This is a genomic window from Polynucleobacter sp. MWH-Jannik1A5 (assembly GCF_018881795.1).
Taxonomy (GTDB): Bacteria; Pseudomonadota; Gammaproteobacteria; order Burkholderiales; family Burkholderiaceae; genus Polynucleobacter.
On record NZ_JACVPQ010000001.1, the window covers coordinates 1,264,844 to 1,274,509 of the forward strand.

At 45.7% G+C, this 9,666-nt stretch carries 10 protein-coding genes and 1 pseudogene; 8 read left to right on the forward strand and 3 right to left on the reverse strand.

From position 1 onward, the window contains the following. From rnc to nagZ, 6 genes are read left to right on the forward strand one after another with little or no spacing between them, the layout of a single operon-like run. Positions 1-792, forward strand: coding sequence for a ribonuclease III (rnc, locus tag ICN23_RS06485; RefSeq protein WP_216188027.1), 792 nt, complete (start codon positions 1-3; stop codon positions 790-792). Positions 793-836: 44 nt separating this feature from the next. Then, a complete protein-coding gene (gene era / locus ICN23_RS06490) occupies positions 837-1,730 on the forward strand; it encodes a GTPase Era (RefSeq protein ID WP_216860546.1) in 894 nt (297 codons plus the stop codon). A gap of 5 nt (positions 1,731-1,735) precedes the next feature. Continuing rightward, positions 1,736-2,470 carry a DNA repair protein RecO gene (recO, locus tag ICN23_RS06495; protein ID WP_216231401.1) on the forward strand — a complete coding sequence of 245 codons (735 nt, stop codon included), beginning with the start codon at positions 1,736-1,738 and terminating at the stop codon, positions 2,468-2,470. Positions 2,471-2,482: 12 nt separating this feature from the next. Further along, positions 2,483-3,232, forward strand: a complete 750-nt coding sequence (gene pdxJ, locus ICN23_RS06500; protein ID WP_216231402.1) for a pyridoxine 5'-phosphate synthase — start codon at positions 2,483-2,485, stop codon at positions 3,230-3,232. A 21-nt stretch (positions 3,233-3,253) separates the two neighbouring features. Further along, positions 3,254-3,646 (forward strand): holo-ACP synthase, encoded by a 393-nt coding sequence (acpS, locus tag ICN23_RS06505; protein WP_216231403.1) that lies wholly within the window; start codon positions 3,254-3,256, stop codon positions 3,644-3,646. Between the two features lie 30 nt (positions 3,647-3,676). Then, complete coding sequence (gene nagZ / locus ICN23_RS06510) at positions 3,677-4,753, forward strand: beta-N-acetylhexosaminidase (RefSeq protein ID WP_216231404.1); 1,077 nt, start codon at positions 3,677-3,679, stop codon at positions 4,751-4,753. 36 nt (positions 4,754-4,789) lie between these two features. Here the strand turns inward: nagZ and ICN23_RS06515 are convergent, their stop codons facing one another. From ICN23_RS06515 to earP, 3 genes are all read right to left on the reverse strand, one after another. After that, a complete protein-coding gene (locus ICN23_RS06515; protein ID WP_216231405.1) occupies positions 4,790-5,788 on the reverse strand; it encodes a GNAT family N-acetyltransferase in 999 nt (332 codons plus the stop codon). A 78-nt stretch (positions 5,789-5,866) separates the two neighbouring features. Further along, positions 5,867-6,427, reverse strand: a complete 561-nt coding sequence (gene efp, locus ICN23_RS06520) for an elongation factor P (RefSeq protein WP_012357464.1) — start codon at positions 6,425-6,427, stop codon at positions 5,867-5,869. A gap of 87 nt (positions 6,428-6,514) precedes the next feature. Further along, the gene (gene earP / locus ICN23_RS06525) at positions 6,515-7,585 is read right to left on the reverse strand and encodes an elongation factor P maturation arginine rhamnosyltransferase EarP (RefSeq protein WP_216231406.1); all 1,071 of its coding nucleotides are present in this window, start codon (positions 7,583-7,585) and stop codon (positions 6,515-6,517) included. Between earP and uvrC the strand changes: the two genes are divergently transcribed. Both uvrC and ICN23_RS10025 read left to right on the forward strand, forming a co-directional pair. Continuing rightward, the gene (gene uvrC / locus ICN23_RS06530; RefSeq protein WP_216231407.1) at positions 7,584-9,494 is read left to right on the forward strand and encodes an excinuclease ABC subunit UvrC; all 1,911 of its coding nucleotides are present in this window, start codon (positions 7,584-7,586) and stop codon (positions 9,492-9,494) included. The genes earP and uvrC overlap by 2 nt on opposite strands. 30 nt (positions 9,495-9,524) lie before the next feature. Continuing rightward, positions 9,525-9,666 (forward strand): annotated as a pseudogene (locus ICN23_RS10025) (CDP-diacylglycerol--glycerol-3-phosphate 3-phosphatidyltransferase); the annotation flags it as partial.

A 9,666-nucleotide genomic window follows, 5' to 3' on the forward strand; every position in this document is an offset into this window, starting at 1 on the left:
ATGAATGCGCGCGCCGTTATCGAAACCGGACCACTGCAAGAGCGCCTCGGCTATACATTTAAGAAGCCTGAGTTACTAAATCAAGCTTTAACTCATCGCAGTCATAGCAAAAAGAATAATGAGCGCCTAGAGTTTTTGGGCGACTCTATTCTCAATTGCGTTGTCGCTGAAATGCTCTACGAGCGCTACTCCGATTTGGATGAAGGTGATTTATCTCGCGTGCGTGCGAATTTAGTAAAGCAGCAAGCCTTATATGAAATTGCTCAAACCCTTTCTTTGTCAGATTACTTGCGCTTAGGCGAGGGTGAATTGAAGAGCGGTGGATTTCGTCGCCCTTCAATCTTGGCAGATACTTTAGAAGCCGTCACTGGCGCCATCTTTATGGATGGTGGATTTGAAGCGGCTAAGACAAGCTTACGTAAGCTGTACTCCATCATTTTGGAGCATGTTGATCCCAAAACCTTAGGTAAAGACGATAAAACGCTTTTGCAAGAGTGTTTACAAAGCTATCAACTGCCTTTGCCCGCCTATAACGTCACTGGCACTACTGGCGCAGCGCATAACCAACAATTTGAAGTGGAGTGCTTAATCCCTAGCCATAAGGTGGCGGTAAAGGGTGAGGGTGCTTCACGCCGTGCTGCCGAGCAAGCGGCTGCAAAGTTGGCCTTGATAGCCATGCTCAAAGCTTTGCCACAAGAATCTCGTAAACCCAAGAAGACTCGGTCGGCGAAAAAGAAAGCAGCAAAAAAAGAAGTAACCGAAGAGCAGTTCAATCTTAAGCTGAAGGGCTAATCGTGTTTAGATGCGGCACCATCGCCATTGTTGGGCGTCCTAATATGGGTAAATCAACGCTGTTAAATGCGTTGGTTGGCCAAAAGATCAGCATTACTTCTCGTAAAGCACAAACTACGCGCCATCGTATTCTGGGAATCCAGAATCGCGAAGAAGCTCAGTTCATATTTATCGATACACCTGGTTTTCAGACGCGTTTAATGAATACGCTGAACAAAGCGCTCAACCGTACCGTTACCACTGCGTTGCAGGATGTGAATGTCGCTTGCTTTGTGATTGAGGCGGGTTATTTTGGTGAAGATGACAAGAAGGTATTGAAGTTGTTGCCAGATGATCTACCGGTTGTGCTGGTGCTGAATAAGTTGGACTTATTCAATAGCCGCTTTCAGACACCATCAGAGCGTGATCAGGCCTTACTAAACTTTATTAAAGATATGGCTCGCCCTTGGTGTGAATTAGGCGGTCATGAAGATCAGAAGTGCGAGTTTGCAGAAATTGTTCCGATGAGTGCGAAGAGCCCGGGGGATATTGAAAGATTGCTAGACGTGCTTGAGGGTTACCTGCCTGAGGCACCAGCTGTATACGACGGCGACACTATCACCGATCGCAGCGAGCGTTTCTTGGCTGCCGAGATTTTGCGTGAAAAAGTTTTCCGCTTCACTGGCGAAGAGTTGCCCTACACCAGTACGGTAGTAATTGATCAGTTCAAGATGGATGGCAAGATGCGTCGTATTGCTGCAACTATCCTGGTTGATCGCGATAGTCATAAGGCGATGATCATTGGTCAAAAAGGCGAACGTCTGAAAAAGATCTCAACAGATGCTCGCATTGATATGGAAAAGCTCTTTGATGGCAAAGTCTTTTTAGAGACTTGGGTAAAGGTCAAGCGTGGTTGGGCTGATGATCGTGCCGAATTACGGGCGCAAGGGCTGGAATAAATTCAATGGCCTCGATTCGAGTTGCTGACGAACCTGCTTTTGTATTACACAGCATTCCCTATAAAGAGACTAGCTTAATTCTGGATGTATTTACTCGGCAATATGGCCGTATGGCTTTAATTGCCAAGGGCGCTAAACGTCCACATTCCACATTGCGTCCCGTTTTGCAGCGTTTTCAGCCATTACTGGTTTCTTGGAGCGGCAAGTCTGAGTTACGTACCTTAACCAAGTCAGAGTGGGTGGGTGGCATGCCCTCTTTAGTTGGCGATGCCCTGCTTTGTGGTTTCTATTTAAATGAATTACTCGTCAAGTTTTTAGCGCGTGAAGATGATTACGAAAAGCTTTACGACCGCTACGCAGAAACGATTAATGCTTTATCTAATTTGGAGTTTGAATCTAAGGGGCTTGAAGAAATTCTGCGTCCATTCGAATTATCGCTCTTACAAGAGACGGGCTATGCGGCAGCCTTGGATCGTTGCGTTGAGACTAATGAAATTCCACTGGCGCACGAGCAATATGTTTATCAACCGGAGCGTGGTGTACGCCCAGTGCAAGTGGATGACCCTGGGCATTGGCCTGTTCTTACTGGAAAATCGTTGTTAGCGATTGCAGTTAGTGATTTTTCGGATCCCGAGACGCTTTCCGAGAGTAAGCAGTTAATGCGTTTTCTGCTGGGCTTGCATTTACAGGATCAAGTTCTGACTACGCGTCAAATTTTGATTGATCTGAAGAAAATCTAGTAATCTACAGAGATGAGCAGCCACCCAAGCCTTGAACTAGGTATCAATATCGACCATGTCGCCACCTTACGTAATGCACGAGGAACGGTCTATCCCGATCCATTAAGAGCGGCAGCGTTGGCTGAGGAGGCTGGCGCAGATCTCATTACCTTGCATTTGCGTGAAGATCGTCGACATATTAAAGATGCCGACTTATTAGCTTTGCGACCGCTGATTAAAACCCGCATGAATCTTGAGTGTGCAGTAACGCCGGAGATGATTGATATTGCGTGCCAAGTAAAGCCACATGATGTGTGTCTAGTTCCGGAGAAGCGTGAGGAAGTGACAACTGAAGGCGGCTTGGATGTTTTAGGTCATTTTGATGCAGTAAAAGCTGCCACGAAGAAATTGGTCGATGCCGGAATCCGAGTCTCTTTATTTATTGACCCAGAAGAAAAGCAAATTCAGGCAGCTAAAGATGTGGGTGCAACTGTAGTGGAGTTGCATACCGGTCGTTATGCAGACTTATCTGGCGCTGATCAAGTGAAAGAATTAGAACGTATTCGTAAGGCGGCAATCTTTGGAAAAAGTATTGGTATGAGAGTCAATGCGGGCCACGGCTTACATGAAGGCAATGTAAAGCCGATTGCGGCTATTGCTGAATTATCGGAGCTCAATATTGGTCACGCTATTGTTGCTGAAGCCCTATTTAAGGGTTGGCAAAAGGCAATCATCGATATGAAAACCTTGATGGCCCAGGGTAGAGCGCTCGCACAAGAATAATCAATAGCTACAAATTAAAAAATGATCATCGGTATCGGTACAGACATTCTGCAGATTGAGCGCTTACAAGCGGCTTACGATCGCACTAATGGCCGTCTTGCTGAAAAAATTCTGGGGCCTGATGAGATGTTGATTTTCAAGCATCGTCTCGCTCGTAATCACAAGCGCGGCATTGCTTTCTTGGCTACACGTTTTGCTGCAAAAGAAGCCTTCTCCAAAGCAATTGGCTTGGGCATGAGAATGCCCATGACGTGGCGTTCACTCCAGACTTTGAATGAGCCTAGTGGTAAGCCTGTCACCAGCTACTTAGGTGCTTTGGCGCAATTTATGCAAGAAAAAAATTGGGAAGCTCACGTTACTGTGAGTGATGAGCAGGATATGGCAATTGCACATGTCATCGTTACTCAAAAGTAAATAAAAAATAAAATTGAAATAGAGGAAGAAATGAGCAAGACAACGATGGCCCCTGGCCCAGTTACCTTAGATGTAGTTGGTTTGGAATTAAATGCCGAGGATCGTCGACGTATCTTGCATCCTCTGACTGGCGGGGTTATTTTGTTTGGCCGAAACTTCGCCAATCGCCGGCAACTCACCAAATTGACTGCCGCCATTAAGAAGCTTCGCCCAGATGTGCTCATCTCTATTGATCATGAGGGTGGACGAGTACAGCGCGCCAAGACTGATGGCTTTACTCATTTACCTGCAATGCGCAACTTGGGTGAATTGTGGGGTGCCAAGAGTAAATCCAGCCATCCTGCTGAATCCGCTGCGATTGCCATGGCTGCAGCTACAGCCTGTGGTTATGTATTAGCATCTGAGCTACGCGCATGTGGTGTTGATTTCAGTTTTACGCCAGTTCTTGATTTAGATTTTGGTCGCAGTGGTGTTATTGGTGATCGATCTTTTAGTCGTGACCCACAAATTGTTTTTGCTTTATCAAAAAGCTTGAATGAGGGTTTACGTCTCGCAGGAATGGCTAACTGTGGCAAACACTTTCCAGGGCATGGTTGGGCTGAAGCAGATTCACACGTGGCTATTCCGGTGGATGAGCGTAGCCTCAAAGAAATCTTGAATGATGATGCCAAGCCATATGAATGGCTCGATCTAAGTTTGGCTTCAGTAATGCCAGCGCATGTGATTTATCCAAAGGTAGATAACAATCCAGCAGGCTTTTCAAAAGTTTGGCTGCACTCCATTCTTCGCCAGGAGCTAGGTTTTGAAGGTGTGATCTTCAGTGATGACTTATCTATGGAAGGTGCCAGCGTGGCAGGATCGGTAGTGAAGGGTGCAGAAATGGCTCTTGAGGCTGGCTGTGATGCGGTGCTGATCTGTAATCGCCCAGATCTGGCTGATCAGTTATTGGGTAAATTAAAAGTATCAAAAGCGAAGTTGCAAGAGTCAACGGGGCGCTTAAATAAGCTCATGCCAACAGCTTTGGCATTAAATTGGCAAGAGCTCCAAATTGAGCCTCAGTATCAGCACGCTAAGGGATTATTAGAGCAACTCAATCTAATTAACTAAGCTAACCCAGTAAGTTAATTAACTAGGGTTTAGCTATTACTTTGAAACTCTTTTCCACTCGGAGACAACATACTTCTTGACGTTTTCGCCTTGCTCGCGTGCGCAGATAATTTTATTCACATCGACGGATTGATAGATTTTCTGTAACCGCAAAATATCTTTATGGCCAGTGTAATTTGGTATCCAAGAGCCCCAAAAAAAGCCTAGTTCTTCTAGTTCGGCATAGGCGCTAGCAGCTGCTTCTTGCTCAATAGGTAGGTCTAGGTAAATAGTCGCTAAATCCAAAGCCTCAACTTTTCTTAACTCTGCTGTGACTGTATCGGTCAAATTTCCGCCAATATGACTAATGTTCATATTCGCAGTTTGATCTAGTGCGTCCACCTCAGTCATAATTTTTGTTTCTCCGGTGCCCTTAAGGTTCGAAGTCTGAATATCGCGCCTCATATTGAGGCTCTCAACTAGCGCCTTAACATGTTCAATATGTTGTGGGGGAGAGTAAATAGTATGGGGATGGTCTTTTAACGATAGATAAAAAGCCAGTAAAGACATCCGTGTATCAGTGTTGTTCTCTAGACCTTGCATTGCAAGTGTCGGAGGAATATCACCAATGAACAGGCCTGTTTCTTTTGCATCAAAGGCAATCATTTCATGTTGACTGTAGGGGTGATTTGTAACGCATTCAGTCCAAAAGCCTGCTAACCCAAGGGATTGGGCAATCTCTATGCGTTTCTTAGCAATTAATTCTGCAATGTGGTGTCCCCTGAAGTTAGGGTCAACCATCATCTTTCCTGCTTCAGGCGCAGTATTTTTAGAGTCGCTAAAAGTCAGTGCGCAATGACCAATAATTTGATCGCTACCTAGCTTTGCAACCACAGAATGAATTTGTTTTGTTTCAATCGCAGCTTTTAGTTTTTCCGCATCATACATGATGGGGTTGGGATAGCTTTCCCCATAGCATCGCCGTACACAATCAATTAAGTGCGGTATATCTTTGAGCTCAAGAGAGGCAATGTTTGGGGTTAAATTAGCATCCATAGTGTGCTCATTATGATCCGAAATATAGAAATAAAAAAGCCCGGCATGCCGGGCTTTTTAACATCTGTAGCTTGCTAATTAGTTAGCGCGGCTACGGTATTCACCAGTGCGAGTATCAATCTCGATCTTGTCGCCAGTATTACAGAACAGTGGAACTTGCAATTCATAGCCAGTTGCCAATTTTGCGTTCTTCAATACTTTTCCTGAGCTGGTGTCGCCCTTCACTGCTGGTTCTGTATAGATAATTTCGCGAACCAACGAATTAGGCATTGCTACTGACAGCGCCTTACCTTCGTAGAACACTACTTCGCATGGCATGCTTTCTTCAAGGTAATTCAATGCGTCACCCATGAACTCGGCTTCGACTTCATATTGGTTGTAGTCACCATCCATAAACACATACATTGGATCTGCAAAATAAGAGTAGGTACATTCTTTCTTATCGAGAATCACAACATCAAACTTGTCATCCGCTTTGTAAACGCCTTCGTTTGGCGCACCGGTTAACAAGTTCTTAAATTTCATTTTCACAACAGAGGAGTTGCGGCCAGAGCGGCTGTATTCGGCTTTTAAAACGACTTGGGCATCGGTGCCGATCATTACTACGTTACCAACGCGGAGTTCTTGTGCTGTTTTCATCTTGCTATTCCTGGGGGCAGAGCTATTTTTCTGCGGTTTTTATCAAAAACAAGATTGTAACCGCCCGCAAGCCTTTATTGCTTGGGATTAGGCGACAAAGCGGATTAGACGTGCTGGCAAGCCACCATCTGCTTGTTTTTCAAGTAAATGGGTTCGCCAATGCGCGGCATGTGCACTCCAGGGCCCTAAGCTATTAATCCATTCGCTGGGCATTGCCCAGGTCATGGCAGCAATCGTGGCCAACCTTAACTCCTGGCTGGCATCTTCGAGATAGAGGTCTAAAAAAGCCGCTAATTTGACTTCATGAGCACGATCTTCTTGAGGATAGATGTGCCAAATAAATGGTTTGCCTGCCAGTTGGGCACGCACAAAAGAATCTTCTCCACGCACAATATTGAAGTCGCATTGCGATAAGACCCAGTCATACTCATCCTGAGAAACGAATGGCATAGATAGCAGCTGTAGATTTTCTGGCAGGGATATTGGCTGCTCTCCATAAAGATTGAGTTGCTCTACATGACCCTGGGCAAGCAAGACATCAATATCTTCGCCAAGGCCACCTAAATCATCTAACCATTTTTTAAGAGGTGCCCCTGGATAGCAAAAGACGCTAATTCGTTTTGCATTGGGGCGCATTTTTGACCAGATGGTTTGTAGGTCTTTCGGTATTTGTTTCTCGGTGAGATGACCTTCTGGTGGAATGGGATCGAGCAATAGCCCGCCGACTTCATCTTGAAAGCCGGGAAAGAAAAAATACTTAGGAATGCCGTGTGATTGTGGTGACGCCTTACCGTGGAACTCAATCACCCAAGGCTCAGCGCTAAGGTATTCCAGGTTGATGATGATGGGCTTAATGGGGGCAATAAACAGGCCTGCAAGATACCGCTCTGGTAATTCACAACCAAAGGCCTCGATGACGACATCGGGGGTTTGGACTGGGTGCCGCGCATTCGTATAGCTAACTTCCCATGGTTGCAGATCAATTTTTTGCTTCATGGCAGGATCTACACCTGAAGCGAGTAAATTAAGGGTTGGCAGATCATCGCAAAAAATACGCACCTCTTGCCCATGAATGCTTGATAAGCTTCGGGCTAGACGCCAGCAAACACCAGCATCACCATAGTTATCGACGATTTGACAGAAAATATCCCAACGCATGAGCAATTCGCTTTTTGAAACCCTTCAGCAGGATGTTAAACGGCTACCCGGATTGCCGGGGGTATATCGCTTTTTTGATGAAGCGGGACATATTCTGTATGTAGGCAAAGCTCGTAACCTTAAAAAGCGCGTTTCAAGTTATTTTCAGCGAACACAGCTATCGCCGCGTATCGAGCTGATGGTAGGCAAAATTGCCCGCTATGAGACAACGGTAACACGGACCGAAACTGAAGCCCTCATTCTAGAGAACAACCTGATTAAAGAGTTGGCTCCACCATTCAATATTCTGTTCCGTGATGATAAGTCCTACCCTTATGTGATGTTAACGGGGCATCAGTTCCCAAGATTAGCCTCTTATCGCGGGAAAGTAGACAAACGTAATCATTACTTTGGGCCATTCCCGAATAGCTGGGCAGTGCGCAATAGTGTGCAGATTCTGCAAAAGGTATTTCGACTGAGGACTTGTGAGGATTCGGTATTTAAAAATCGCAGCAGACCATGCCTATTGCATCAAATTCATCGCTGTAGTGCGCCATGCGTAGGGCGTCTTAGTGTTGAGCAATATGGCCAAGATGTTGCTCAAGCAACACGTTTTTTAGAGGGCGACCACACTCAAGTTTTATCTGAGCTTGAAAAAGAAATGCACAAGCATAGCGAATCAATGGAATTTGAGATGGCCGCCGTATTGCGCGATCGCATTGCAGACTTATCTAGTGTTTTACAACAGCAATCCATGGATGTCGTTGCTGAAGGCGAGGGTGACGTAGACATCATTGCTGTAGCTCAAATGGAAGGCATGGTCTGCGTAAACTTAGCAATGGTCCGCGGCGGTCGTCATTTAGGTGACAGAGCTTATTTCCCTAAGGGTTTGCGCACAAGCTCTGGTGAGTTGCCAACACCCGCGGAAATATTGCAAGCCTTTATCACCCAGCATTATTTGGAAGAAAACATTAGTGAGACAAGTAGCAATTTGATCCCACCGGTATTGGTTTTAAATCACGCCTTGCAATCGGCAAGTGATGACCTCACGCAGTTAAATGAATCTCCCCCTGAAGACTTGCATGAGCTACTCAATACGCAGGCAGGTAGAAAAATTACTTTCTTACATCAGCCTCAGGGCCAAAGGCGGCACTGGTTAGCGATGGCTGAAGGCAATGCCAAGATTGCATTGACTAAACGCTTAGTAGAAACCGGTGGGCAGTTAGCTAGGGCAAGATCCTTGGCGGACATCCTGGGTCTCGAGTTAGAAAGTCTGGAGCAGTTGCGGATTGAATGTTTTGATATTAGCCATACTTCTGGTGAAGCTACTCAAGCATCTTGTGTGGTCTACGCTAAGAATGCAATGCAATCGAGTGAGTATCGACGCTTCAATATCAATGACATCACCCCGGGGGATGATTACGCAGCTATGCGTCAAGTTTTGCAAAGACGTTATGCTAACTTTCAAGAGCTACCAGTAGAAAAAATTCCGCAAGTTGTTTTGATTGATGGCGGCAAAGGTCAAGTGGAGATGGCACGCCAAGTGCTCTCTGAGTTTGGTATGGATGTGGGTTTAATTGTTGGTGTTGCCAAGGGTGAGGGCCGCAAGGTCGGTCTCGAGACGCTCATTTTTGCCGATGGCCGTGAGGCTTTAGAGCTGGGTATAGATAGCGCAGCATTGCTATTAGTAGCCCAGATACGGGATGAGGCTCATCGTTTTGCGATTACAGGCATGCGTGCAAAACGCGCTAAAGCAAGAACCATTTCTCGCCTAGAGGAGATTGAGGGCATCGGCGCCAAGCGTCGTCAAAAATTACTTGCTCGATTTGGTGGTTTAAAAGGGGTTGCTAACGCTAGTATTGAAGAAATAGCTAGTGTTGAGGGGGTCTCTTTAACCCTAGCTGAGCAAATCTATCGTCAGCTCCACTAGGGCCAACGTCACTTGGTTTATGCTTAACAAATGCCATTCAATTTACCAATAGCCCTAACCTGGTTACGCGTTGCTGCTATCCCGCTGTTGGTGGCAATTTTTTATCTACCCAATGCTTGGCTTACCCCTTTTGAAAAGAATTTATTCGCGGCAATTATTTTTATCTCTGCTG